This window comes from Streptomyces sp. NPDC001903, from assembly GCF_042891345.1.
GTDB lineage: Bacteria > Actinomycetota > Actinomycetes > Streptomycetales > Streptomycetaceae > Streptomyces.
In genome coordinates this window covers 279807-304771 of record NZ_JBIASZ010000010.1, presented here as the reverse complement: position 1 = coordinate 304771, position 24965 = coordinate 279807, and the positions used below count along the sequence as shown (strand labels likewise).

Here is a 24965-nt window from a genome sequence, read left to right as displayed (position 1 = left end):
GTGTCTGGTGCAGACCAGGCGCCCCTTCGGCATCAGAAGCAACAAATCTTTTACTCAAAGGGCTTGCTCAGTGCATGACATGGACACATAAGCTTCGCGCCAGCGTGAGGAAATCCCTCACCCCCCACCACGCTTCGCGAGGAGTCAACGTGCGCGCTTCCGCCCGCATATCCCCCATGCTCCGCCGCCGCCTCATGGGTACGGCCGTTCTGGCCGGAACCCTGGCGTTCGCCCCGCTCACGGCCCCCACCACCGTGGCCGCGGCACCCAAGACCGGCGCCGAGGCCTGTGCCGACGCCGGCACCGCCGGCGCCTCGGCCAACGCCCGTGTCGCCCGCCCGAAGGACCAGCACGCGGCCGACCCCAACGAGGTGACGGACGCCCAGGTCAAGGCCATGGACGCCGATCTGGCCAAGAAGAGCGCCGAGCTCGGCCCGCAGCGCCAGATGCGTGCCGCCGAGGTCACCGCCGCGACGACCATCCCGGTGTACGTCCACGTCATCACCTCCGGCTCCGCCGGCAAGCTGACCGCCACGGACATCAACAACCAGATCGCGGTCCTCAACTCCGCCTACAGCGGCAAGGGCACCGGCAACGTCGACTCGGGCTACCAGTTCTCGCTGGTCTCCACCGACTACACCGACAACGCCGCCTGGTACAACGTCTCGGACGGCACCCAGGCCGAGAAGGACATGAAGAACGCCCTGCGCAAGGGCGGCGCCAACGCGCTCAACCTCTACACCGCCAACCTCGGCGGCGGCCTGCTCGGCTGGGCGACCTTCCCGAGCTCCTACGCCTCGCAGCCCAAGATGGACGGCGTGGTCATCCTCAACACCTCGCTGCCGGGCGGCTCCGCCGCCAACTACAACGAGGGCGACACCGGCACCCACGAGGTCGGCCACTGGATGGGCCTGTACCACACCTTCCAGGGCGGCTGCTCGGGCAGCGGCGACTCCGTCTCCGACACCCCCGCCGAGAAGAGCGCCGCGTTCGAGTGCCCGACCGGCCGTGACAGCTGCACCAACAAGACGGGTGTCGACCCGATCCACAACTTCATGGACTACACGTACGACTCGTGCATGTACCAGTTCACCGCGGGCCAGGTGTCCCGGATGAAGAGCATGTGGAGCGCCTACCGCGGCTGAGCACCACGTGACGTGAAACGGTCGAGGGGCGGGGCACGCGCTGCGTGCCCCGCCCCTCGCTCTTCTCCGCGGCGCCTACAGGGAGTCGAGGAAGCCGATGGCCGCCCGCCACGTCTGCTCCGCGGCCTCGGCGTCGTAGTCGTCGAGGTCCGCGTCCGTGAACAGGTGCCCGGCACCCGGGTAGCGGTGCACCTCCACGTCCGCGCCCGCCCGCTGCATCCGCAGGTACCAGGCCGTCAGCCAGTCGTGCGTCTCGAACGGGTCGGGATCCGCGATGTGCAGCTGCACCGGCAGCTCGTCCACCGCGGTGCCCTCCTCCAGGTCCGCCGTCCCGTGCAGGAGCAGCAGCCCGCGCGCCTTCTCGTCGGCCAGCGCCAGGTGCTGGGCGACGGAGCCGCCGAAGGAGAAGCCCGCGTAGACCAGGCCCTGGTCGGAGTAGGGGGCGGAGGCCAGCACCGCGCGCTTGAGGAGCTCGTCCCGGCCGATCTCGTCCCGGTGCGCCATGCCCTCCTCGACGGTCTCGAAGGTGCGCCCCTCGAAGAGATCGGGCACCTGGACCTGGTGACCGGCCGCGCGCAGCCGGTCGGCCGCCGCGTGCACCGCGGGCCGCAGCCCGTACGTCGAATGGAAGAGCACGATGTTCATGCCCCCATCGTGCCATTCGTCGAATGCGAGGGGTCGGAGCCCGCGTTCCGGTTACGTTGACGTGCATGGACACGGACACCGTTCTGCGCCCGATCGCCGTCGTCGGCGGCGCCCTGGTCGTCACCCTGCTCGCCGGATGGCTGCTGGACCTGCTGCTGCGCCGCGCCGACGCCCGGCACAGCGAAACGCCGCTGTGGGGGCTGCTGCGCCACTGCCGGCTGCCGTTCCAGCTCGTCCTGTGCACCACGCTGCTCTACGGGTCCCACCGGCGGATGGGCATCGGGCCGGAGTACGTCTTCGCCGTGGGCCGCGCGCTGACCCTCGTCCTCATCGGCTCCGCGGCGTGGCTGCTCGTGCGGATCGCGACGGCGGTCGTGGACTCCTCGTACGCCCGCTACGCCGCCCAGAACCCCGACGACGCCCGGGTGCGGCGGGTCCGCACCCAGGTGACGCTGATCCACCGGGTGGTCACGGCGGTGGTCGTGGTGGTCGCGGTGGCGGCGATGCTGCTCACGTTCCCGCCGATGCGGGCCGTCGGCGCCTCGATGCTGGCCTCGGCGGGCGTGCTCGGCATCGTGGCGGGCATCGCGGCCCAGTCCTCGCTGGGCAACCTGTTCGCCGGACTGCAGATCGCCTTCGGCGACACCGTGCGGATCGGGGACACGGTGGTCGTGGACAAGGAGTGGGGGACGGTCGAGGAGATCACCCTGACCTTCCTCGTCGTCCGCACCTGGGACGAGCGGCGGATCACGATGCCTGTGTCGTATTTCACAGGGAAGCCGTACGAGAACTGGTCGCGCGGCGGCGCCCAGATGACCGGGACGGTCTTCTGGCACCTGGACCACAGCGCACCGCTGGACCTGATGCGGGAGCGGCTCCAGGAGATCCTGGAGGAGATCCCGGAGTGGGACGGCCGCACCGGCACCCTGGCGGTCACGGACACCACCCCGCACACCATCCAGGTCCGGGCCGTGGTCACGGCGAAGGACGCGACGGACATCTGGACGGTCCGCTGCCAGGTCCGCGAGCGGCTGATCACCTGGCTCCTGGCCCGCCATCCGTACGCCCTGCCCCGCATCGCCACCTCCCCGGCCGACCCGCGCCCCGCAGGCCCCTGACGGCGCGGGGCCCGGGTCAGAACGTCAGGCGGAACAGGGCTCCGCCCCCCGGGGCCGCCTCGGCCACGAGCTCCGCGGAGTGCGCCCGGGCGATCTGGCGGGCCATCGCCAGGCCCAGTCCCGAGCCCGGCAGGGCCCGCGCCGCCCCCGCCCGGTAGAAGCGGTCGAAGACGTACGGCAGGTCCTCGGCCGCGATCCCGGGCCCGTGGTCCCGTACCGTCAGCTCGGCCCGGCCGGCGCCGCCCCCGCGTGCCACCAGCTCCACCTCCACCGGCGCCCCCGCCGGGCTGAACTTCGCCGCGTTGTCCAGCAGGTTCGACACCAGCCGGGTCAGCCGCGCCGGCACCCCCGGCACCACCACCTCGTCCACGCGGACGCGTACCGGCACCGACGGCCGGTGCGCCCGGGCCGCCTCCGCGCAGTGCTCCACCAGCGGAGCCAGCCGCACCTGCTCCACCAGCGGCTGGGGCTCCTCGTCCCGGGCCAGCTCGATCAGGTCGTTCACCAGCCCCGTCACCTCCCGCACCTGCCGTCCCAGCGCGAGCGAGGCCCGCTCGCGCTGCTCCGGCGTCAACCGGTCCCCGCGCGCCAGCAGCTCCGCGTTCGTCCGCAGCGCCGTCAGCGGGGTCCGCAGCTCGTGCGAGGCGTCCGCGACGAGCCGCCGCTGCGCCGTCACCGACTGCTCCAGCTCCCCCAGCATGGTGTTGAAGCTGCCCGCCAGCCGCGTGATCTCGTCCTCCCGCCCCGGCGGCGGCAGTTCGATCCGGTGCCGCGGATCCCGCGTCGCCGCGATCCGCTCCGCGGTGGCCGTGAGCCGGGTCACGGGGGCCAGGCCGGTCCTCGACACCCAGTACCCGAGCCCCGCGGCCACCAGCACCCCGGCCGCGCCGATCAGGGCCAGCCACCACGCCGCCTCCTCGATCCCGTCCTCGACGGTGTCGGCCCGCAGCGCGACCTGGAGCGCCCGCCCCTTCGCGTAGTCGGTGGTGAGCATCCGCGTCGGGTGCCCGGCGTGCACGATGTCCGTGTAGAACGGCGCGTGCCGCCCCGCGGCCACCGCCCGCGTCGCGGAGTCCACCGGCAGCAGGTACGGCGTGGCCGGGTCCTTCGCCGGGTCCGCGGGCACCACCTCCGCGCAGGCGGGCGCCGCCAGGAAGCGGCACTCCCCGGCCAGGGTGTCCGGCCCGGAGTCGGGATTGCGCTGCGCCGCGAGCCGCGCGGACTGGGTCAGGCTCAGGTTCAGCTGCTCGTACAGGGCGCTGCGCACGACGAAGAAGGCCGCCGTGCACACCCCGACCGCGACCAGCGCCACGGCCGCGGTGGCCGCCAGCGCCAGCCGGGTCCGCAGCGGGCGGCGCCGGCGCCAGGGCGCCCCGAGCCGGCGCCGCCCCCGCCCGGCGGCGCTCACGCCTGGCCCAGCCGGTACCCGACCCCGTGGACGGTGTGCACGAGCCGCGGCTCGCCGCCGGCCTCCAGCTTCCGCCGCAGGTAGCCGACGTACACGGCCAGGGAATTGGAGTCGGGGCCGAAGTCCCGCCCCCACACCAGCTCCAGGATCAGCTCCCGCGGCAGCACCTGTCCGGGGTGGCGCAGCAGCAGCTCCAGCAGCGCCGCCTCGGTCCGGCTGAACTCCAGCGGCCGCCCGCCGCGCCGTCCGGTACGCGTCCCGGGGTCGAGTACGAGGTCCGCGAAGGCGAGCAGGTCCGCGCCGGCCGGATCGGGCGCGGCCCGCCGCAGCAGCGCCCGGACCCGGGCCACCAGCTCGTCCAGCGCGAACGGCTTGACGAGGTAGTCGTCGGCACCGGCCTCCAGGCCGTCGACCCGCTCGCTCACCGAGTCCAGCGCGGTCAGGACGAGCACGGGCGTACGGTCGCCCATCGCGCGCAGTTGCCGGCAGACCCCGAGCCCGTCCATGACGGGCATCATCACGTCGAGCACCACCGCGTCGGGCTGCCAGCCGGCCACCGCCGACAGCGCGGCCAGCCCGTCTGCCGCTCCCCGTACCTCGTACCCCTCGACGGCCAGCCCGTCCTGGACGGCGGCCCGTACCTCGGGCTCGTCGTCCACGACCAGGATCCGCTGGGCGCCCGTACCGGGCGTGCCGCCCGCGCTGCTCGTGCTGCTCATGGGGCAAAGCCTGCCAAACGGTTCTGAGAGAACCTCTTAGAACGTTCTTAGGGCGCACCGGAAGTCTGCGCCCCATGACCACACGACGCACCTCCCTCCGGCCCCTGTCCGTGGTGATCGGCGCGGGCGGCACCGGCGGCCACATCTACCCCGGACTCGCCCTCGCCGAGGCACTGCGGGCGGCCGTCCCGGATGCCGTGGTCTCGTTCATCGGGACCGAGCGGGGCCTGGAGACCGAGCTGATCCCGGGAGCCGGGTACCGCCTGCACACCGTCGACATGATCCCCTTCGACCCCTCGCTCGGCGCGAGGCGCTATCTGCTCCCCGCCGCGCTGCTGCGCTCGGCCGGGCAGGCGCGCGCGGTGATCCGGGCCCAGGGCGCGCACGCCGTCGTGGGCATGGGCGGCTACCCGAGCGCGCCGGCCGTGCTGGGGGCGCGGATGGCGGGGCTGCCGGCCCTCATCCACGAGTCCAACGCCGTGCCGGGCCGCGCCAACCAGTTCGCGGCCCGGCTCACCCCGCACATCGCGGTGGCCTTCGACCGCAGCCGGTCCCATCTGGCCGGCGGGGCGCACGCGCTGACCACCGGGATGCCGATCTCGGCGGCCCTCGCCCGGCTGGCCTGCCTGTCCCGGCCGGAGCGCGCGGCCCTGCGCGCCGAGGCCCGGCGGGCTCTGCACGTCCCCGACGGGCGCCGCCTGATCGTCTTCAACGGCGGCAGCCTGGGCGCCGCCCGCCTCACCGCGGCCGCCGTCGGGCTGGCCGGGCTCTGGCAGGGGCGGGACGACGTACAGCTGCTGATCAAGACGGGGCCGAAGGCGCTGCCGGACACCGCCGCCGATCTCGCCGCCTGCGGCGGGCAGCGGATCGCCCGGGCCGTGCCGTACCTGGACCGGATGGACCTCGTCTACGCGGCCGCCGACCTGGTGGTGTGCCGGGCCGGCTCCGCGACGGTGGCGGAGCTGGCGGCGACCGGGGTCCCGGCCCTGCTCGTCCCCTACCCGCACGCCCCCGGCGACCACCAGACCCACAACGCCCGGGTCCTTCTCGACGCGGGCGCGGGCCTGCTGCTGCCGGACGCCGCGACCACCGCGAACCGGCTGGCGGTGCTGCTCGGCCCGCTGCTGGCCGACCCGGCCCGGCTGGCCGCGATGGCCGGCGCCGCCGACCCCGGCCCACACGCCCGGGCCGCCGAACTGCTGGCCGCGGAGGTCCTCCGCGTGGCCGGCGTCCCCCTTCCCACCCTGGAGCGCATGTGAACACGCAGCCGAACACCGTGAACCCCTGGACCGGCCGGACGGTCCTGGTCACCGGAGCCGAGGGGTTCATCGGGTCCACCCTGGTCGACCTGCTGGTGGCGCGGGGCGCCCGCGTGCGCGCCTTCGTCCACTACAAGCCGTACGCGGAGAAGGGGCACCTGGCGCGCCACCTCGCCGACCCCGAGGGCCCGGTGGAGATGTGGGCCGGCGACATCCGCGACGCGGGCCGGGTCAGCGACGCGGTGGAGGGCTGCGACACCGTGTTCCACCTGGCGGCGCTGATCGGGATCCCGTACAGCTACGCCTCCCCGGGCGCCTACGTCCAGACGAACGTGACGGGCACGCAGAACATGGCGGAGGCGTGCCGGCGGCACGGGGTGCGGCGGCTGGTGCACACCTCCACGAGCGAGGTCTACGGCACGGCGCTGACGGCCCCGATAGCGGAATCGCACCCGCTCCAGCCGCAGTCCCCGTACTCGGCGTCGAAGATCGGCGCGGACATGATGGCGCTCTCCTTCCACCACGCGTTCGAGCTGCCGGTGACGGTGGTCCGGCCGTTCAACACGTACGGCCCCCGCCAGTCGGCCCGGGCCGTGATCCCGACGATCCTCGCGCAGCTGCACGCGGGGGCGCGGGAGGTCCGTCTGGGCTCCCTGTCGCCCACCCGGGACTTCACGTACGTGAGCGACACGGCGGAGGGCTTCCTCGCGGTGGCGGAGTGCGACCGGGCTCTGGGCGAAGTGGTCAACCTCGGGACGGGCGAGGAGATCTCGATCGGAGACCTGGCGCGGGCGCTGATCGCGGCGTCGGGCCGTGACGCGCACGTCGTGGTGGACGAGTCCCGCCTCCGCCCGGCGGGCAGCGAGGTCCACCGCCTGCTGTCGGACAACTCCCGCGCCCGGGAGTGGGCGGGCTGGAAGCCGCAGGTCTCCCTCACGGAGGGCCTGTCCCGCACTTCGGAGTGGATCGCCTCGAACCTGGAGCTCTTCGCCCCGTCCCGCTACCAGGTCTGACCCGTGACGGCTCCGCCCGCCCCCCGGGCGGAGCCGCGAACGCTCCCTGGGGGGTGTCGTTCCCTAGCTGCTGCGGAGGCTGCGGACGTCCAGGTGGCGCAGGACCCGGTCCACGATCTCCGGGTCCGCGCCCGGCTCGCTGCGCGCGGCCAGCACCTCGTGCCGCGCCGCCGACATCATCTCCCGCTGGATCCGCTGGACGTCGCGGATCCGCTCCACCCGCTTCGCGTACGCCTCGCGCCGCTCCTCGTCCACCATGTCGGGGCTGATCCTCGCGCCCACGTCGTACGCCCGCCGGTACAGCACCTCCACCAGGTCCTCCGGGAGGTCCTCCACCTCCTCGATCTCCTTCAGCCGCCGCTTCGCGGCCTTCGCCGCCCGGATCGCCAGCCGCCGCTCCGTCTCCCGCTCGGCGTCCTCGTCCGCCTCCACGCCCAGCAGCCGCACCAGCCTCGGCAGCGTCAGCCCCTGGCACACCAGCGTCACCATGATCACGGCGAAGGCGATGAAGATGATCTGGTCCCGAGCCGGGAACGGCGCCCCGCCCTCCACCTTCAGCGGAATGGCCAGCGCCAGCGCCACCGAGGCCACCCCGCGCATCCCGGCCCACCACATCACCACGCTCTCCCGCCAGCTCAGCGGGATCTCCTCGTCGTAGTCCCGCCGCGTGTGCAGCCGCTTGGCCAGCCACCCGGCCGGCAGCAGCCACAGCAGCCGTACGCCGACCACGACCGCGATCACGGCGGCCGCCCACCCCGCCATCTCCCACTCGCGGCCGGCCGCGACGCCGAACACGTTGTGCAGCTCCAGGCCGATCAGCCCGAACGCCACGCCCGTGACCAGCATGTCCACGACCTCCCAGAACGTGTGCCCGGCGAGCCGCCCCAGCACGTCGTCCGCGTCGGAGGCGTACTCGGCGAGGAACAGGGCCGTCGTCAGTACGGCCAGCACCCCCGACCCCCGGAGCTCCTCGGCCACCACGTACGACACGAACGGCACGAGCAGCGTCAGCCCGATCTGGAGCGTGGCGTCGCCGAGCAGCCCCATGAGCGCGTTGGCGGCCCAGCCGAGGCCCAGCCCGACGGCGACGGCCACCACGGCGGAGAGCACGAACTCCCCCAGCGCGTCCGGCCAGGAGAAGCTGCCGCTGACGGCCGCGGAGATGGCCACGTGGTAGAGCACGATCGCGGTGACGTCGTTGAAGAGGCCCTCCCCCTCCAGGATCGACACCATGCGGCGCGGCAGCCCGAGCGCCCCGGCGACCGCGGTCGCGGCGACGGGGTCGGGCGGGGCGACGAGCGCGCCGAGCGCGACCGCGGCGGCGAGCGGCAGTCCGGGGACGACGGCGTTCGCGACCGCGGCGACGGCGGCGGTCGTGACGAAGACGAGGGCCACGGCGAGCAGGAGGATGGGCCGCACGTTGGCGGCGAACTGGCGCCAGGAGGTGCGCTGCGCCGAGGCGTAGAGCAGCGGGGGCAGGACGAGCGGCAGGATGAACTCGGGCGGGATGTCGACGTTCGGCACGGCCGGCACCAGCGCGATGGCGACTCCGCCGATGGTCATCAGGACGGGCGCGGGCAGGCCGAGCCGGTCCCCGAGCGGCACGCTGACCACGGCCCCGAGCAGCAGTACGAACAGCAGAGCTAGCTGATCCACTCCCCCACCCTGCCGCACCGCCGGCCGCGGACGACCCCGCCCCGGCGAAGCCTCGCCCACCTGGCGGCTCCGCCGGGCCCGCGGGGCTCGGCCCCGGACCGCGTGCCGCAGAGGCCGGCGGGGCCGGATCCGCTACGGGAGGGTGCGCCGCATCGACCGGTGCGGGATGCCGGCGTCCTCGAACTCCGGGCCGTAGGCCGCGTACCCGAGCCGCTCGTAGAAGCCGAGGGCGTGCGTCTGCGCGCCCAGGTCCACGGCGGACAGGCACAGGCGGGCCGCCTCGGACTCGATCGCGCGTACCAGCGCCACCCCGACGCCCAGTCCGCGCGCGGCCTTGCGCACGGCCAGCCGCCCCAACGAGCCGACCGCCGGGTCGCCGCCGGTCTTGCCCAGGGCCGCCGGCCCGTGCAGCAGCCGGCCGGTGCCCAGCGCCTCCCCGTCGGGCCCCACGGCCAGCACGTGCACCGCGACGGCGTCGTAGGCGTCGTACTCGATCGATTCCGGCACGGACTGCTCGACCACGAACACCTCGGTCCGCACGGCGAAGCACGCCGCCAGGTCGGCTTCCGACGCGGCGACCCGGACCTCGACCGGCGAGGTCACTCGCTCTCCGCCCGGATCACGTCCAGCGCGTGCTGCAGGTCCGCCGGGTACGTGCTCTCGAACTCCACCCACTGGCCGTCCGCCGGGTGCTCGAACCCGAGCCGTACGGCGTGCAGCCACTGCCGGGTCAGGCCCAGCCGCTTCGCCACCGTCGGGTCGGCGCCGTAGGTGAGGTCGCCGACGCAGGGGTGCCTGTGCGCGGACATGTGCACGCGGATCTGGTGCGTACGCCCGGTCTCCAGCTTGATGTCGAGCAGCGAGGCCGCGCGGAAGGCCTCGATCAGGTCGTAGTGGGTGACGGAGGGCTTGCCCTCCTGGATCACGGCCCACTTGTAGTCCGCGCTGGGGTGCCGGCCGATCGGCGCGTCGATCGTGCCGCTCATCGGGTCCGGGTGGCCCTGGACGAGCGCGTGGTAGCGCTTGTCCACGACCCGCTCGCGGAACTGGTTCTTCAGCGAGGTGTACGCGCGCTCCGACTTGGCGACGGCCATCAGGCCGGACGTGCCGACGTCGAGGCGGTGCACGATGCCCTGGCGCTCGGACGCGCCGGAGGTGGAGATCCGGTAGCCCGCGGCGGCGAGGCCGCCGATGACGGTGGTGCCGGTCCAGCCGGGGCTCGGGTGGGCGGCGACGCCCACCGGCTTCATGATGACGACGATGTCGTCGTCGTCATGGACGATCTCCATGCCCGGGACCGGCTCGGCGACGAGCTCGACCGGCCGCGGCGGCGCGGGCATCTCGACTTCGAGCCAGGCGCCGCCGTGCACGCGCTCGGACTTCCCGACGACGCTGCCGTCGACCGACACCTTCCCCGCGGCGGCGAGCTCGGCCGCCTTCGTCCGGGAAAAACCGAACATACGGGCGATGGCGGCGTCCACGCGCTCGCCTTCGAGGCCATCGGGAACGGGCAGGGTGCGGATCTCGGGAATCGTACTCACCTGTCGAGTATGCAGGACTCGACGGCGCACCCTTCCCGCGATCAGCCCCCGGCCACCGTGCGGAGGCTCCCGCGATCAGTCCTTGTGGACGGTGCCGTCCGGGTCCAGGCCCCTGAAGGACAGCAGCACGATCAGGATGCCGCCGCACACGATCGCCGAGTCCGCGAGGTTGAAGACGGCGAAGTGGGCGGGCGCGATGAAGTCGACCACGGCCCCCCGGAACACCCCCGGCGAACGGAAGATCCGGTCGGTGAGGTTGCCCAGCGCACCGCCCAGCAGCAGGCCCAGCGCGATCGCCCACGGCAGGCTGTAGAGCTTGCGCGCCAGCCGCACGATCACGATGATCACGGTGGCCGCGATGCAGGTGAAGATGATGGTGAAGGCCTCGCCGAAGCCGAACGCGGCGCCCGGATTGCGGATCGCCTCGAACTTCAGCAGGTCGCCGATGATCCGGATCGGCGGCTGGTGCTCCAGCTTCGCGACGACCAGCATCTTGCTGCCGAAGTCGAGCAGGTAGGCGAGGAGCGCGACCACGAGCAGCGCGACGATCCGCCGGCGCCCCTGGGGCGCGGCGGTCTCCGGCTGGGCGTCGTCCCCGACCTCCGGCGTACCGATGATGCTCTCCGCCTCTGCCACGTGAGTCCCTCGACTAGCTCGAACCAGGTCGCCGACGACACGGCCCTACGGCCCTGTCGGGCACCTGGACCCCGACGAGACACGAGAGTACGTCAGGGTCCGCCCGCGGCGGCAGCCCGGCCGGTGGCCCCTCAGTGCCGGCGCTCCTGCTTCTGCTTGCAGTCCACGCACAGCGTCGCCCGCGGGAAGGCCTGCATCCTGGCCTTCCCGATGGGCCGGCCGCAGTTCTCGCAGAGCCCGTACGTGCCCGCGTCCAGCCGCTCCAGGGCCCGCTCCGTCTGTTCGAGCATCTCGCGGGCGTTCGCCGCCAGGGCCAGCTCGGACTCCCGGGTGATGTTCTTGGTGCCCGTGTCGGCTTGGTCGTCGCCCGCGCCGTCGCCGGAGTCCCGCATCAGGCCGGAGATGGCCTCGTCGGAGGCCTGGAGCTCGTCGCGCAGCCGCAGCACCTCGCTCTGGAGCTCGGCACGGGCCTCCGCCACCTCCGCCGGGGTCCAGGGGTCCTCGCCGGGCCGTACGGCCAGCTCGCCCGGCGCCAGGGCCGCTGCCGCCGTGACCCTGGCCTTCGGCAGCCCGCTGGTGGCGGCCGCAGCCGTCTTCCTGGCCGTGCCGGTGCTCTTCTTGGCAACCACTTTCCGGGCTCCCGTCTGTTGCGCGGCCTGCGCCGCCCCCTCGGCCCCGGCCGCCTTGGCCGTGACCTTCCTCGCGGTCGTCTTCCCGACGCCGGTGGCCTTCTCGGCGGGCACCTTCTTGGCGCCCGCCTTCTTGGCAGGCGCCTTCTTGGCCGCCGGCTTCTCCGACGCCCCGGCCGCGGACTTCGTCGCCGTTTTGGCCGCCGTCTTGGCCGCGGACTTGGCCGCCGTTTCCGCCGCCTTCCCGGCCGGCGCCCGGGTCGTCGAGTTCGCGACCTTCGTCTTCCCGGCAGCGGGCGTCCTCTTCCGGGCCGGAGCCGTGTCCTCGGCCGCCGCAGCCTTCCCGGCGGCCTTTCCGACAGCCTTCTCGGCAGTTCTCCCGGCGGTCTTCTTCGCCACCATGGCCGCGGCCCCTTCACATACTGTGATCTTGCTCGCGAATCGTGCCGGAACGATAAATCGACTCCAGCCTCGCGGCAACGGGGCACGCGTCCATCGGTGCCGACCTGCATCCGTTGTGCCCAGCAGGGAGCCCGGTAATCCGCCACTCCCGTCCCACCGGAACCCGGACCGGCTCCTCGGCCCATTCGGGTCACGCCGCAACCCGCCCGGCCCCGGCCGCGGGCCCGGCCCCGGGCCCCGCCGCAACCCCCGCCCCGACCCCCCGTAAACCGGTCTGCCGAGCGCGCCCCCGCCCCGTACACTGGGCCCAGCGAAAGGCATGGACGGGGACGAGTAGCGTCGGACGCAGCCAGGAGCGACCCGGGGACGGTGAGAGCCCGGGGGCGAGCGCGACGCGAAGGATCACCCCTGAGCCGCCGGAAGAAAGCCGTACGGGTTCCCGTGCGGCCGGTAGAACCGGCTTCGCACCCCAATGAGGGGGCCATCGGACCAGGTGTCCGGCGGCCAAGGAGGGTGGTACCGCGGGAGCAGCGCGGCCTCGGGAACGAGGGCGGCTCTCGTCCCTCCGGACGGAAGTGACACCCCGCCGGAGGAAGAGTTCAGCCTCATGACCACACCGCCGCAGTACCGCCCGGTACCCGCCCAGGTCGACCTGCCTGCCCTCGAGCACGCGGTCCTCGACTTCTGGCGGGAGAGCAAGACCTTCGCCAAGACCCTGGAGCAGTCCGAGGGCCGCCCCGAGTGGGTGTTCTACGAGGGCCCGCCCACCGCCAACGGCATGCCCGGCGCGCACCACATCGAGGCCCGCGTCTTCAAGGACGTCTTCCCCCGCTTCCGCACCATGCGCGGCTACCACGTGGCCCGCAAGGCCGGCTGGGACTGCCACGGCCTGCCGGTCGAGCTCGCCGTCGAGAAGGAGCTCGGCTTCAACGGCAAGCAGGACATCGAGGCGTACGGCATCGCCGAGTTCAACGCCAAGTGCCGCGAGTCCGTGACCCGCCACACCGACGCCTTCGCCGAGCTCACCACCCGGATGGGCTACTGGGTCGACCTGGACGACGCCTACCGGACCATGGACCCCGAGTACGTCGAGTCCGTGTGGTGGTCGCTGAAGGAGATCTTCAACAAGGGCCTGCTCACCCAGGACCACCGCGTCGCCCCCTGGTGCCCGCGCTGCGGCACCGGCCTCTCCGACCACGAGCTGGCCCAGGGGTACGAGACGGTCGTCGACCCCTCGGTCTACGTCCGCTTCCCGCTGACCTCCGGCCCGCTCGCCGGCGAGGCCGCGCTGCTGGTCTGGACGACCACCCCGTGGACCCTGGTGTCCAACACGGCCGTGGCCGCGCACCCCGAGGTCACGTACGTCGTGGCGACGAACGGCGAGGAGAAGCTCGTCGTCGCCCAGCCGCTGCTGGAGAAGTCCCTCGGCGAGGGCTGGGAGGCCACCGGCGAGACCTTCACGGGCAAGGAGATGGAGCGCTGGACCTATCAGCGCCCCTTCGACCTGGTCGAGTTCCCCGAGCCCGCCCACTACGTCGTGAACGCCGAGTACGTCACGACCGAGGACGGCACCGGTCTGGTCCACCAGTCCCCCGCCTTCGGCGCCGACGACCTCGCGGTCTGCCGCGCGTACGGCCTGCCCGTCGTGAACCCGGTCCGCCCCGACGGCACCTTCGAGGAGGAGGTCCCGCTCGTCGGCGGCGTCTTCTTCAAGAAGGCCGACGAGAAGCTGACCGCCGACCTCGACGCCCGCGGCCTGCTCTTCAAGCACATCGCCTACGAGCACAGCTACCCGCACTGCTGGCGCTGCCACACGGCCCTGCTCTACTACGCGCAGCCGTCCTGGTACATCCGCACCACCGCCGTCAAGGACGCGATGCTGCGGGAGAACGAGAAGACGAACTGGTTCCCCGACTCGGTCAAGCAGGGCCGCTTCGGCGACTGGCTGAACAACAACATCGACTGGGCGCTCTCCCGCAACCGCTACTGGGGCACCCCGCTGCCGATCTGGCGCTGCGAGGAGAACCACCTCACCTGCATCGGCTCCCGCGCGGAGCTGAGCGAGCTGACGGGCACGGACCTCTCCGCCCTGGACCCGCACCGCCCGTACATCGACGACGTCACCTTCGCGTGCACGCACGAGGGCTGCTCGCTGACCGCCGTCCGCGTGCCGGAGGTCATCGACGCCTGGTACGACTCGGGCTCGATGCCGTTCGCGCAGTGGGGCTACCCGTACAAGAACAAGGAGATCTTCGAGAAGCGCTACCCGGCGCAGTTCATCTCGGAGGCCATCGACCAGACGCGCGGCTGGTTCTACACGCTGATGGCGGTCGGCACCCTCGTCTTCGACAAGTCTTCGTACGAGAACGTGGTCTGCCTGGGCCACATCCTCGCCGAGGACGGCCGCAAGATGTCCAAGCACCTGGGCAACATCCTCCAGCCCATCCCGCTCATGGACCAGCACGGCGCGGACGCGGTGCGCTGGTTCATGGCGGCCGGCGGCTCCCCCTGGGCGGCGCGGCGCGTGGGCCACGGCACGATCCAGGAGGTGGTCCGCAAGACCCTCCTCACGTACTGGAACACGGTCGCCTTCCAGGCGCTGTACGCCCGTACGTCGAACTGGGCCCCGTCGGCGGCCGACCCGGCCCCGGCGGACCGCACGGTCCTGGACCGCTGGCTGCTCTCGGAGCTGAACGCCCTCGTCATCGAGGTCACGGAGGCGATGGAGTCGTATGACACCCAGCGCGCCGGCAAGCTCCTGTCCTCCTTCGTGGACGACCTGTCCAACTGGTACGTGCGCCGCTCGCGCCGCCGCTTCTGGCAGGGCGACGCGGCCGCGCTGCGCACGCTGCACGAGGTGGTCGAGACGGTCACCCGCCTCATGGCCCCCCTCACCCCCTTCATCACGGAGCGGGTCTGGCAGGACATGATCGTCCCGGTGACCCCGGACGCCCCCGAGTCCGTCCACCTCTCGACGTGGCCGAAGGCCGACGCGACGCAGGTGGACGCCCGGCTCTCGCAGCAGATGCAGCTGGTCCGGCGCCTGGTGGAGCTGGGCCGGGCCACGCGTGCCGAGTCCGGCGTGAAGACCCGCCAGCCGCTCTCCCGGGCCCTGGTCGGCGCGGCGGGCTTCGACGCCCTGTCCGTCGACCTCCAGGCCCAGATCACGGAGGAGCTGAACGTCTCCTCCCTGGCCTCCCTGTCGGAGGTCGGCGGCTCGCTGGTCGACACGACGGCGAAGGCGAACTTCCGGGCGCTGGGCAAGCGCTTCGGCAAGGGCGTCCAGGACGTGGCGAAGGCGGTGGCCGCGGCCGACGCGGCGGCGCTCTCGCTGGCCCTGCGGTCCGGCTCGGCGGTGATCTCGCTGAACGGCGAGGAGATCTCCCTCTCCCCGGAGGAGGTCATCATCACGGAGACCCCGCGCGAGGGCTGGTCGGTGGCGTCCGACTCCGGCGCGACGGTGGCCCTGGACCTGGAGATCACCCCGGAGCTGCGGCTGGCGGGCCTGGCCCGTGACGCGATCCGCCTGATCCAGGAGGCCCGGAAGAACTCCGGCCTGGACGTGGCGGACCGGATCGCCCTGCGGTGGTCCTCGTCGGACCCGGAGGTCGTGACGGCCCTGACGGACCACGCGGCGCTGATCGCGGACGAGGTCCTGTCGACGGACTTCGCCTCCGGGGACGCGGACGCCGCGTACGGGGACCCGTTCACGGACGAGTCCCTCGGCCTGACGTTCCGCCTCCGCAAGGCGTAAGCGGGAAGAACCGAACGGCGCCCCCCGTCCCGGGGGGCGCCGTTCGTCGTTCCGCGCACGCGTGACAGCGGGCCGAGCCGGATTCGAACCGGCGTCTTCCCTCCTGCGGAGAACGGCGCGACGACCTCTGCGCTACCGACCCGCTGCGGGGCCATCGTAGCGGCCCCTGCCGGGCCCGCGGACACGCGAAAACGGGCCGGGCCCGGTGCCCCCGAAGGGGAACCGGGCCCGGCCCGTGACTGCCGACCTACTGGCGGCGCCTAGTTGTCGTCCTCGTCGATCAGGAAGCCCCGCATCGGCGACGGCGCCTGCTGCATCGGCTGCGGCGCGGCCGGCCGCACCGGAGCCATCGGCTGCGTCATCGCGGGAGACATCTGCTGCTGACCACCGTACGAGGGGCCGCCCATCGGGGACGGGCCACCCATCGGCGAGGGACCGCCCATGGGCGACGGGGCGCCCATCGACGGGTTGCCCATCGAGTGGCCCATGGCTCCGGCCGGAGCCATCGACGGGGTCGGCGACGGCGGCAGCGCCGGGCCGGCCGGGTTGCGCGGCGGGGCCAGGGAGTCGTCCGCCTGGGTCTCCAGCTGACGCAGCTGCGACTCCAGGTAGGACTTCAGACGCGTACGGTACTCACGCTCGAAGCCCCGCAGGTCCTCGACCTTGCGCTCCAGCGTGGCGCGGGCGGACTCCAGGGAGCCCATCGCGACGCGGTGCTTCTCCTGGGCGTCCCGCTCCAGCGCGTCGGCCTTGGCGCGGGCGTCCCGCTCCAGGCCCTCGGCGCGGCTGCGCGCCTCGCCGACGATCTTGTTGGCCTCGGAGCGGGCCTCCGCGATCGCCTGGTCGGCGGTCTGCTGCGCCAGCGACAGGACGCGGGCGGCGCTGTCGCCACCGGGGCCCTGCTGCGGGAGCTGCGGCTGCTGCATCTGCTGCTGCATCTGCTGACCCATGGGCTGCATCTGCTGACCCATCGGCTGCATCTGCTGGCCCATGGGCTGCATCTGCTGGCCGAGCGGGTTCTGGCCGCCCATGGACTGCTGGCCCATGCCCTGCTGGCCCATCTGCTGCTGGCCACCCATGGTGTGCATGGGGCCGCCCATCGGACCGGGGCCGCCCGGACCCTGCGGTCCGTGTCCACCGGGGCCGGCCGGAAGCTGCGGCTGGCCGCCCGGCAGCTGCGGCGGGCCCATCTGCGGCGGGCCCTGCTGCGCCGGCGGGCCGGATATGGCGGCGGGCACGGGGGCGCCGGGGCCTCCGGGGCCGCGCTGGTCCTGGGGTTCCGGCTTGCGCATGCCCTGCTGCTGCTGGTTCTGCGCGGCGGCACGCGTGGCGGCGGCCAGCTTCGCGCGCAGGTCCTCGTTCTCGCGCAGCAGGCGCGTCAGTTCGGACTCGACCTCGTCGAGGAAGGCATCGACCTCGTCCTCGTCATAGCCTTCTCGGAGGCGGACGGTCGTGAACTGCTTGTTCCGCACGTCCTCGGGAGTCAGCGGCATGTCTTCTTCACCTCTACGTAGTCGTCGGCAGTCGGCAAGACCGTATCGGGACTGTCCCCGCGCTCGCGGGGAAGCTCATCGTTCACACGCTTCTCGCAGCGGTGCTCACGAAACTGATGAGGATGTAAACGATGATCATCAGAACGAAGAAGGACAGGTCGAGTGCCACGCCCCCGAGACGCAACGGCGGAATGAAACGCCGGAGAAGCTTGAGCGGTGGATCGGTGACAGTGTAGGTGGCCTCAAGGACGACCACCATCGCCTTGCCGGGTGTCCATGAACGTGCGAACTGGAAGACGTAGTCCATCACCAGTCGGAAGATCAGCACGATAAGGAAGCACATCAGCGCGATGTAGACCACCTGCAGTGCGACGCCCATCCCGCGCTTCCCTCTCCCCTGCTCTCGCTCTGTCCCCGGCCCCGTGTCTGACGGATCGGTCTAGCTTTGGTTGAAGAACCCGCCCTCCGCGATGCGGGCCTTGTCCTCCGCCGTGACATCGACGTTAGCAGGCGACAGCAGGAACACCTTCTGTGTCACGCGTTCAATGCTGCCGTGCAGGCCGAAGACGAGGCCGGCGGCAAAGTCGACAAGTCGCTTCGCGTCCGTATCGTCCATCTCCGTGAGGTTCATGATCACCGGAGTGCCCTCACGGAAGTGTTCCCCGATGGTACGGGCCTCGTTGTAGGTCCGGGGGTGCAGCGTCGTGATGCGGTACGGCTCCCGCTCGGAGACGACCTTGGGCATGATCACGGGGGCGTTCTTCTCCAGGTTCGAGCGTTCAGGTGTGATGGATGCCACGGGGGCAATTCGCGCAGGACGTCCGTTTTCCACCGGCAATGGGATGGGTTCCCGTTGCGCCGGAGGCTGGGTAACTCGTACCGGTTCGTCCGTTACGGGCGGTTGGTGCACGGCCTGCTGGCGCCGGCGGTCCCGCTCCGGTTCCGGCTCGGGCTCGAACTCGTCGTCGGGGTCGTACCCCGGGTTGTCGTACCGGTCGTCCTCCACGAGGCCGAGGTAGACCGCCATCTTGCGCATCGCGCCGGCCATTCTCTGAATCCTCCGCTCTGTGGTGGATCGCCCTGTCGCAGGTGTGTCGCTGTGTCACCAAAGTCACCAACTGCCCGCGATCCACGTGGTCTGTCCGCCCGTCAGCGGGAATGACCATATTTTCTGCTGTGGTCCGACTTTCTTCGCGACGTTACCCGAGCCGGGGTCTCGCGCCGAGTACCGCAGTGCCGACGCGTACATGTGTCGCACCGGCCGCAACGGCCTGTTCCAGGTCTGCGCTCATCCCGGCCGACACCATCGTGGCAGCCGGATGGTCCGCGCGCAGGCGGGATGACAATTCCACCAGCCGCTCGAAAGCGGCCTGTTCGCGTCCCGCGTAGGCCCCGGCCAGCGGAGCGACGGTCATCAGACCGTCGAGCCGCAGTCCCGGCGCCCCGGCCACGAGGTCCGCGAGTCCGGCGAGCTGCTCCGCGGCGGCGCCGCCGCGGGTGCCGCGCTCCCCCGACTCCGCGTCGAGGGCGATCTGGACGAGGCAGCCGAGTTCGCGCCCGGCCCCCTCGGCGGCCGCCGAGAGCGCGGTGACGAGCTTCGGCCGGTCGACGGACTGCACCACATGCGCGTATCCCGCCACGGAACGGACTTTGTTCGTCTGCAACTGGCCCACGAAGTGCCAGGTGAGCGGCAGATCCGCGCAGGCCGCGGCCTTGGGGGCGGCATCCTGGTCGCGATTCTCCGCCACGTGACGGACCCCCAGGTCCGCCAGCAGTCGTACGTCGCTCGCGGGGTAGGTCTTGGTGACGACGATGAGCGTCACCTCGTCCCGCCCCCGCCCCGCGGCCGCGCAGGCGGACGAGATGCGCTCCTCCACCCGCGCGAGGTTCTCCGCGAGCTCCGTCTTACGGTCCGTCATTACCTAGCCCAACCAGACATATCCGGCAAGCCGCCCGGTCACCCGGTCGCGGCGGTACGAGAAGTGCTCCCGCGACTCCAGTGTGCAGACCGCCGAGCGGTGCAGGTTCACCACCCCCGCCTCCGCGAGCTGCGCGTGCACCCCCGCGACCACGTCGACGGAGGGGGTACCCCAACTGGTCTCGCCGTAGGCGGCCGGTACCGCCTCGGCGACCGCGGCCCGCATCTCGGCCGGCACCTCGTAGCAGCGCCCGCAGATCGCGGGGCCGGTACGGGCGATGATCCGCCCGGGCTCGGCCCCGAGGGCGACCATCGCCTCCACGGCGGCGGGCACCACTCCGGCGACCAGCCCGGGCCGGCCCGCGTGGGCCGCGCCCGCGACCCCCGCGACCGGGTCGGCCAGCAGGACCGGGGTGCAGTCCGCGGTGAGCACCGCGAGGGCGAGCCCCCGACGGGCGGTCACCACCGCGTCCACCGCCGGGATGTCGGCGGCGGCGCCCCAGGGTCCCGGGACCACCGCCACGTCCTTGCCGTGGACCTGGTTCATCCAGACCACCCGGTCCGGCTCGATGCCCAGGGCCCCGGCGGCGGCCGCCCGGTTCGCGAGAACGGCGGTGGGGTCGTCTCCGACCGCGCCGCCGAGATTGAGCTCCTCGTACGGAACGGCGCTCACCCCGCCCCACCGGTCGGTGAAGGCGAAGTGGGCGCCGCTCTCGTCGTACTGGTCCAGCGTCACTTCAAGAAGTCCGGGACATCCAGTTCCTCGGCCGGGCTGTCCTGGTACGGCCGGGCCGTCGGGACCTGCGGCGCGGGGGCCGCGGTCTCGACCGGAGCCGCCTCGACCGGGGCCGGGGGCTCTTCGCGCGGGGTGACCGTGCCCAGTCCGCCGAAGGCCGGACGGGCCGGCTCGGCGGCGCGGACCGGCGCCGGGGCCGGCTCCTCGCGCTTGGTGGACGCGGCACCGATGACGTTGTCCCGGCGGGCCGGGGGCTGTCCGCCGTCGAAGCCGGCGGCGATGACGGTGACGCGCACCTCGTCGCCCAGCGCGTCGTCGATGACGGCGCCGAAGATGATGTTCGCCTCAGGGTGGGCGGCCTCGCTGACCAGCTGCGCGGCCTCGTTGATCTCGAAGAGACCGAGGTCCGAGCCACCGGAGATGGAGAGCAGCACACCGCGGGCGCCGTCGATGGACGCCTCCAGCAGCGGCGAGGAGATCGCCATCTCGGCGGCGGCCACCGCGCGGTCGTCGCCGCGGGCCGAGCCGATGCCCATGAGGGCCGAGCCGGCCTCGGACATGACGGACTTGACGTCCGCGAAGTCGAGGTTGATCAGACCCGGGGTGGTGATGAGGTCGGTGATGCCCTGGACGCCCGAGAGCAGGACCTGGTCGGCCGACTTGAAGGCGTCCAGGACCGAGACCTGGCGGTCCGAGATGGACAGCAGCCGGTCGTTGGGGATGACGATGAGGGTGTCGACCTCTTCGCGGAGCTCGGCGATGCCGTCCTCCGCCTGGTTCGCGCGACGCCGGCCCTCGAAGGTGAACGGCCGGGTGACCACACCGATCGTCAGGGCTCCGAGCGAGCGTGCGATGTTGGCGACGACGGGTGCGCCGCCGGTGCCGGTGCCGCCGCCCTCGCCGGCGGTGACGAAGACCATGTCGGCCCCCTTGAGGACCTCCTCGATCTCCTCGCGGTGGTCCTCTGCCGCCTTGCGACCGACTGCCGGGTTGGCGCCGGCGCCGAGGCCCCGGGTGAGTTCACGGCCGACGTCGAGCTTGACGTCGGCGTCGCTCATCAACAGCGCCTGGGCGTCCGTGTTGATGGCGATGAACTCGACGCCCTTGAGACCGACCTCGATCATTCGGTTGATGGCATTGACACCACCGCCGCCGACACCGATGACCTTGATGACTGCGAGGTAGTTCTGCGGTGCTGCCACGTCGAAGGCCTCTCGCCTCGAGTTACGTGTCGCCGCCTCGCGGGCCTGCGTTGCGACGACTGATGCCGAAATGTGGGACGGTCCGAACGCGCCGACCCGAACCCTAACCCTGAAGTTTAGGGTTAAGCATGTGCCTGTTCCTTGGACTCTTCCGAACAGGACACTAAGTCGACAAGTAGCGCGTGTTCAACGAACACGCCGAACCTCCCGTTTTTCTTTTCACCCTATGTGATCACCCGTATCGGTGGCCAACCAGGGTGCGTCGCTGTTCGACCCGACGTCAACTCCCGGACACCGCAGGGGCGGTGGGGACGCTCACGTCAAAGTGGTCAGCCTTGGGCGCGGCTTTCAGCAGGGCGGTCAGCGCACGCCCCTTCGCCTCGCCCTGCTCGCCGCTCCCCCAGACCACGGTCCGGCCGCGGGTCAACTCCAGTACGACCGAGTCGTACGAGCCCACCTTGACCTGCACGGTCTCCTTGGCGACCGCCGCGGGGAGGTCCCCGGCGACGCCGACGGCCTCGTGCAGCAGCCGCTCCTCGTCGAAGCGGCGGCCGCTCGGCGACTGCGCCGCGGACAATTCGAGGACCGGAACACCCGCGGGAGCTTTCGCGGCCGTGTCGAATCGCACACCCGAAGCGTCCACTTCGACGAACTTGGCGTCCTTTTTGATGAGCAGGACGGGTTTGCGCTCCGTCACTTTGAGCCCGATCCCGTGCGGCCAGGCCCGCACCACGTCGACCGAATCGACCCGGGGCAGCCGGCCGCGGACCCGGGCCGCGATCTCGTCGGTGTCCACGGTCACCAGCGGCGCCCCGACCGGTACGGCCGCGGCGGCCAGCACCTGCTCCGGGGTCAGCACCCGGGTTCCGCTCGCGGTCACCTTCTCGACGCGGAGCCAGGAGGAGCCGTAGAGGACCCAGCTGCCGCCCCCCGTGAGGAGGAGGGCGGCCAGGAGGCAGAGCAGCACGGGACCCCGGTGCCGCAGGCGCCGGACGAGGCGCCGGACACCGGGGCCCCGCGGGCCGGACCCTCCCGAGGGCCCCGACGACCTGGGCTGCTTGGGCGGCTTGGGAGAGCCGGAGCCCTTGCCCTTCCGGGCGGACCCGGGATTGCCGCGCTGTGCGGTCGTCGCTCCGGCCACTCCTGTGCCTCCTGCGCTAGCGGTTCCTGTGTGCGGCGATCGCCTCGTACACCATCGCGACGAGCAGGTCGTCGGCGTCGCGGCGGCCGAACTCGGCGGCGGCGCGGGACATCTCGTACAGGCGGTGCGGGTCGGCGAGCACCGGGAGGACCTGGCTGAGCACCCACTCGGGCGTCAGCTCCGCGTCGTCGACGAGCAGGCCGCCGCCGGCCTTGACCACCGGCTGGGCGTTGAGCCGCTGTTCGCCGTTGCCGATCGGCAGCGGGACGTACGCGGCCGGCAGCCCGACGGCGGAGAGTTCGGCGACGGTCATCGCGCCCGCGCGGCACAGCATCATGTCGGCGGCGGCGTACGCGAGATCCATCCGGTCCACGTACGGTACCGGCACATACGGCGGCATCCCGGGCATGTTGTCGACACGCGGCAGTTCGTTCTTCGGGCCGACCGCGTGCAGGATCTGGATCCCCGAGCGCTGCAGGGTCGGAGCGACCTGCTGGATGGTCTCGTTGAGGCGGCGGGCGCCCTGCGAGCCGCCGGAGACCAGCAGGGTCGGCAGGTTGGGGTCCAGGCCGAACGCGGCGCGCGCCTCCGGGCGGACCGCGGCCCGGTCCAGGGTGGAGATGGAGCGGCGCAGCGGGATGCCCACGTAGCGGGCGCCGCGCAGCTTGCTGTCGGGGGTGGAGACCGCGACGGCGTGCGCGTAGCGGGAGCCGATCTTGTTGGCCAGTCCGGGCCGGGCGTTGGCCTCGTGGACGATGATCGGCACCCCGAGCCGCTTGGCGGCCAGGTAGCCGGGCAGGGCCACGTAGCCGCCGAAGCCGACGACGCAGTCGGCCTTGGTGCGCTCCAGGATCTCCTCGGCGGCCTTGATCGTCCCGCGCAGCCGTCCGGGGACGGTGATGAGCTCGGGGGTGGGCTTGCGGGGCAGCGGGACGGCCGGGATCAGTCCCAGCTCATAACCGCGCTCGGGCACGAGGCGGGTTTCGAGCCCGCGCTCCGTGCCGAGGGCGGTGATGCCCACGGAAGGGTCCTGCCTGCGCAGGGCGTCCGCGAGGGCGAGCGCCGGCTCGATGTGGCCGGCGGTCCCCCCACCGGCGAGTACGACATGCACCGAAATTCACCGCTCTCCGGACGGACGCCTCTTGACGCTCCGTCTCATCGACTTCCATCTCTGCCCGGTCCGCTTCCAGCCGGTCTTCGGCTGGCGCATCGCGAGCGCCGCGCGCGCCGCCGGCTCCTCCCGCGCGAAGGCGATGAGCAGTCCGACCGCGAACATCGTCGGCAGCAGCGCGGACCCTCCGTACGAGAACAGCGGGAGCGGGACTCCGGCGATCGGCAGCAGACCGAGCACCGCACCGATGTTGATCACGGCCTGCGCCGTGATCCAGGTGGTCACGCCTCCCGCGGCATACCGTACGAAGGAGTCCTCCGTGCGTCCGGCCACGCGGATACCCGCATAGCCTAGAGCCGCGAACAGGGCGAGTACCGACAGCGTCCCTGCCAGACCCAGTTCCTCCCCGGTGATGGCGAAGATGAAGTCGGTGTGGGCTTCGGGCAGTTGTCCCCATTTTTCCACACTGGCGCCCAAACCGGAACCGAACCATCCGCCCGATGCCAGAGCGTAGATCCCGTGCACGGCCTGCCAGCACAGGTCGCCCCGGCCTGGATCCGTCGCGCCGAGGCAGGCGAGCCGGTCCATCCGGTGCGGGCTGGTCTTGATCAGCAGTGCGACGATCACACCCGCGAAGGCGAGCACCGCCACGAACATCCGCGTCGGGGCCCCGGCCAGCCACAGCAGGCCGAACAGGATGGCCCCGAGGATCATCGCGGTGCCCATGTCCCCGCCCAGCATGATCAGCCCGAGCAGCAGGAAGGCCACCGGCACCAGGGGCACCAGCAGGTGCTTCCACTGGCTCAGCAGCTCCCTCTCGCCCTTGCGGGCCAGCAGGTCCGCTCCCCAGAGGATCAGTGCCAGCTTGCCGAACTCACTGGGCTGGAGCATGAACGGACCGCCAAGGGAGATCCAATTCTGGTTGCCGTTGATCGCGACCCCTATCCCGGGGACCTGGACCAGGACCATCAGGAACAGGGTGCCCGCGAGCACGGGGTACGACAGCGCCCGGTGCAGTTTGACCGGCATGCGGGAGGCGATCAGCAGCAGCCCGGTGCCGATCAGGGCGGCCAGGAACTGCTTCTTGAAGAAGTACGCGTCACCCAGCCCCAGCTGCAGCGCTTTGATCATCGAGGCCGAGTAGACCATCACCAGGCCGAGCACGGTGATGAGCAGCGAGCTGCCGAAAATCAGGTAATACGCGGTGAGGGGCCGGTCCCAGGCCTTGCGCAACTGCCGCTGCGTACGCCGCAGCCGCTCCAGCGGGCCGCGGCCGCCGGGCGGCCGCAGGCTCCCCGCCGGACGCCTGCGGCCCTGCGCCTTGACCGTCCTGGCGGACTTGGCGCCGCTCACGGACTTGGCGGCCTTCACGGCGGACGGCCGCCGCCCCGGCAGCACTTGCTTGGCCGGCATGTGTGACCTTCCCCTCCACTCGTACG

General features: G+C 72.1%; 22 protein-coding genes. 5 read left to right on the top strand and 17 right to left on the bottom strand.

Annotated features, from left to right (window positions below; translation table 11 throughout):
* Window positions 1-194: 194 nt before the first annotated feature.
* On the top strand, window positions 195-1145 hold the full coding sequence (locus tag ACFYZS_RS23520) for a zinc metalloprotease (protein ID WP_389015881.1): 951 nt from the start codon (window positions 195-197) through the stop codon (window positions 1143-1145).
* Between the two features lie 75 nt (window positions 1146-1220).
* On the opposite strand, the gene ACFYZS_RS23515 is transcribed toward ACFYZS_RS23520, so the two are convergent.
* Window positions 1221-1790, bottom strand: coding sequence for a dienelactone hydrolase family protein (locus tag ACFYZS_RS23515; protein ID WP_389015812.1), 570 nt, complete (start codon window positions 1788-1790; stop codon window positions 1221-1223).
* Window positions 1791-1855: 65 nt separating this feature from the next.
* On the opposite strand from ACFYZS_RS23515, the gene ACFYZS_RS23510 reads away from it, so the two are divergent.
* Complete coding sequence (locus ACFYZS_RS23510) at window positions 1856-2908, top strand: mechanosensitive ion channel family protein (protein ID WP_389015810.1); 1053 nt, start codon at window positions 1856-1858, stop codon at window positions 2906-2908.
* A 16-nt stretch (window positions 2909-2924) separates the two neighbouring features.
* On the opposite strand, the gene ACFYZS_RS23505 is transcribed toward ACFYZS_RS23510, so the two are convergent.
* Window positions 2925-4316: a sensor histidine kinase gene (locus tag ACFYZS_RS23505; protein ID WP_389015807.1), complete on the bottom strand. Its 1392-nt coding sequence runs from the start codon at window positions 4314-4316 to the stop codon at window positions 2925-2927.
* On the bottom strand, window positions 4313-5035 hold the full coding sequence (locus ACFYZS_RS23500) for a response regulator transcription factor (RefSeq protein WP_389015804.1): 723 nt from the start codon (window positions 5033-5035) through the stop codon (window positions 4313-4315). Before ACFYZS_RS23500 ends, ACFYZS_RS23505 begins: the two co-directional genes overlap by 4 nt.
* A gap of 74 nt (window positions 5036-5109) precedes the next feature.
* Here ACFYZS_RS23500 and ACFYZS_RS23495 point away from each other — a divergent pair, with 74 nt between their 5' ends.
* Window positions 5110-6294, top strand: coding sequence for a glycosyltransferase (locus tag ACFYZS_RS23495; protein ID WP_389015801.1), 1185 nt, complete (start codon window positions 5110-5112; stop codon window positions 6292-6294).
* The gene (locus tag ACFYZS_RS23490) at window positions 6291-7307 is read left to right on the top strand and encodes an SDR family NAD(P)-dependent oxidoreductase (RefSeq protein WP_389015798.1); all 1017 of its coding nucleotides are present in this window, start codon (window positions 6291-6293) and stop codon (window positions 7305-7307) included. Before ACFYZS_RS23495 ends, ACFYZS_RS23490 begins: the two co-directional genes overlap by 4 nt.
* Before the next feature lie 63 nt (window positions 7308-7370).
* Here ACFYZS_RS23490 and ACFYZS_RS23485 read toward each other — a convergent pair whose 3' ends face one another.
* The 5 genes from ACFYZS_RS23485 to ACFYZS_RS23465 all read right to left on the bottom strand — a co-directional run bounded on the left by ACFYZS_RS23485 (window position 7371) and on the right by ACFYZS_RS23465 (window position 12171).
* Window positions 7371-8963 carry a Na+/H+ antiporter gene (locus ACFYZS_RS23485; RefSeq protein WP_389015796.1) on the bottom strand — a complete coding sequence of 531 codons (1593 nt, stop codon included), beginning with the start codon at window positions 8961-8963 and terminating at the stop codon, window positions 7371-7373.
* 132 nt (window positions 8964-9095) lie between these two features.
* Window positions 9096-9566 (bottom strand): GNAT family N-acetyltransferase, encoded by a 471-nt coding sequence (locus tag ACFYZS_RS23480; protein WP_389015793.1) that lies wholly within the window; start codon window positions 9564-9566, stop codon window positions 9096-9098.
* Complete coding sequence (locus tag ACFYZS_RS23475) at window positions 9563-10504, bottom strand: RluA family pseudouridine synthase (RefSeq protein WP_030155981.1); 942 nt, start codon at window positions 10502-10504, stop codon at window positions 9563-9565. Before ACFYZS_RS23475 ends, ACFYZS_RS23480 begins: the two co-directional genes overlap by 4 nt.
* 75 nt (window positions 10505-10579) lie before the next feature.
* Entirely contained in the window at window positions 10580-11140 is a 561-nt protein-coding gene (gene lspA / locus ACFYZS_RS23470) for a signal peptidase II (RefSeq protein WP_389015791.1), read from the bottom strand.
* A 131-nt stretch (window positions 11141-11271) separates the two neighbouring features.
* Window positions 11272-12171 (bottom strand): TraR/DksA family transcriptional regulator, encoded by a 900-nt coding sequence (locus tag ACFYZS_RS23465; RefSeq protein WP_389015788.1) that lies wholly within the window; start codon window positions 12169-12171, stop codon window positions 11272-11274.
* Window positions 12172-12778: 607 nt separating this feature from the next.
* On the opposite strand from ACFYZS_RS23465, the gene ileS reads away from it, so the two are divergent.
* Entirely contained in the window at window positions 12779-15925 is a 3147-nt protein-coding gene (gene ileS, locus ACFYZS_RS23460) for an isoleucine--tRNA ligase (RefSeq protein WP_389015785.1), read from the top strand.
* Between the two features lie 260 nt (window positions 15926-16185).
* Here the strand turns inward: ileS and ACFYZS_RS23455 are convergent, their stop codons facing one another.
* The 9 genes from ACFYZS_RS23455 to ftsW all read right to left on the bottom strand — a co-directional run bounded on the left by ACFYZS_RS23455 (window position 16186) and on the right by ftsW (window position 24939).
* On the bottom strand, window positions 16186-17418 hold the full coding sequence (locus tag ACFYZS_RS23455) for a DivIVA domain-containing protein (RefSeq protein ID WP_389015782.1): 1233 nt from the start codon (window positions 17416-17418) through the stop codon (window positions 16186-16188).
* Window positions 17419-17500: 82 nt separating this feature from the next.
* Window positions 17501-17797 carry a YggT family protein gene (locus tag ACFYZS_RS23450; protein WP_030155988.1) on the bottom strand — a complete coding sequence of 99 codons (297 nt, stop codon included), beginning with the start codon at window positions 17795-17797 and terminating at the stop codon, window positions 17501-17503.
* Window positions 17798-17857: 60 nt separating this feature from the next.
* Window positions 17858-18466: a cell division protein SepF gene (locus ACFYZS_RS23445; RefSeq protein WP_030155990.1), complete on the bottom strand. Its 609-nt coding sequence runs from the start codon at window positions 18464-18466 to the stop codon at window positions 17858-17860.
* A gap of 151 nt (window positions 18467-18617) precedes the next feature.
* A complete protein-coding gene (locus tag ACFYZS_RS23440; RefSeq protein WP_389015780.1) occupies window positions 18618-19337 on the bottom strand; it encodes a YggS family pyridoxal phosphate-dependent enzyme in 720 nt (239 codons plus the stop codon).
* A gap of 3 nt (window positions 19338-19340) precedes the next feature.
* The gene (pgeF, locus tag ACFYZS_RS23435) at window positions 19341-20072 is read right to left on the bottom strand and encodes a peptidoglycan editing factor PgeF (RefSeq protein WP_389015777.1); all 732 of its coding nucleotides are present in this window, start codon (window positions 20070-20072) and stop codon (window positions 19341-19343) included.
* The gene (gene ftsZ, locus ACFYZS_RS23430) at window positions 20069-21274 is read right to left on the bottom strand and encodes a cell division protein FtsZ (RefSeq protein WP_132755925.1); all 1206 of its coding nucleotides are present in this window, start codon (window positions 21272-21274) and stop codon (window positions 20069-20071) included. Before ftsZ ends, pgeF begins: the two co-directional genes overlap by 4 nt.
* Window positions 21275-21554: 280 nt before the next feature.
* Complete coding sequence (locus ACFYZS_RS23425; protein WP_389015774.1) at window positions 21555-22415, bottom strand: cell division protein FtsQ/DivIB; 861 nt, start codon at window positions 22413-22415, stop codon at window positions 21555-21557.
* Window positions 22416-22431: 16 nt separating this feature from the next.
* Window positions 22432-23526, bottom strand: coding sequence for an undecaprenyldiphospho-muramoylpentapeptide beta-N-acetylglucosaminyltransferase (gene murG / locus ACFYZS_RS23420; RefSeq protein ID WP_030863673.1), 1095 nt, complete (start codon window positions 23524-23526; stop codon window positions 22432-22434).
* A 6-nt stretch (window positions 23527-23532) separates the two neighbouring features.
* Window positions 23533-24939 carry a putative lipid II flippase FtsW gene (gene ftsW, locus ACFYZS_RS23415; RefSeq protein ID WP_389015771.1) on the bottom strand — a complete coding sequence of 469 codons (1407 nt, stop codon included), beginning with the start codon at window positions 24937-24939 and terminating at the stop codon, window positions 23533-23535.
* Window positions 24940-24965: the final 26 nt, after the last annotated feature.

Bases quoted from the DNA above. Each gene is read 5' to 3' on its own strand.
- ACFYZS_RS23520 (WP_389015881.1), top strand. From the start codon at position 195: ATGGGTACGGCCGTTCTGGCCGGAACCCTGGCGTTCGCCCCGCTCACG.
- ACFYZS_RS23515 (WP_389015812.1), bottom strand. From the start codon at position 1,790: ATGAACATCGTGCTCTTCCATTCGACGTACGGGCTGCGGCCCGCGGTG.
- ACFYZS_RS23510 (WP_389015810.1), top strand. From the start codon at position 1,856: ATGGACACGGACACCGTTCTGCGCCCGATCGCCGTCGTCGGCGGCGCC.
- ACFYZS_RS23500 (WP_389015804.1), bottom strand. From the start codon at position 5,035: ATGAGCAGCACGAGCAGCGCGGGCGGCACGCCCGGTACGGGCGCCCAG.
- ACFYZS_RS23495 (WP_389015801.1), top strand. From the start codon at position 5,110: ATGACCACACGACGCACCTCCCTCCGGCCCCTGTCCGTGGTGATCGGC.
- ACFYZS_RS23465 (WP_389015788.1), bottom strand. From the start codon at position 12,171: ATGGTGGCGAAGAAGACCGCCGGGAGAACTGCCGAGAAGGCTGTCGGA.
- ileS (WP_389015785.1), top strand. From the start codon at position 12,779: ATGACCACACCGCCGCAGTACCGCCCGGTACCCGCCCAGGTCGACCTG.
- ACFYZS_RS23455 (WP_389015782.1), bottom strand. From the start codon at position 17,418: ATGCCGCTGACTCCCGAGGACGTGCGGAACAAGCAGTTCACGACCGTC.
- ACFYZS_RS23450 (WP_030155988.1), bottom strand. From the start codon at position 17,797: ATGGGCGTCGCACTGCAGGTGGTCTACATCGCGCTGATGTGCTTCCTT.
- ACFYZS_RS23445 (WP_030155990.1), bottom strand. From the start codon at position 18,466: ATGGCCGGCGCGATGCGCAAGATGGCGGTCTACCTCGGCCTCGTGGAG.
- ACFYZS_RS23440 (WP_389015780.1), bottom strand. From the start codon at position 19,337: ATGACGGACCGTAAGACGGAGCTCGCGGAGAACCTCGCGCGGGTGGAG.
- ftsW (WP_389015771.1), bottom strand. From the start codon at position 24,939: ATGCCGGCCAAGCAAGTGCTGCCGGGGCGGCGGCCGTCCGCCGTGAAG.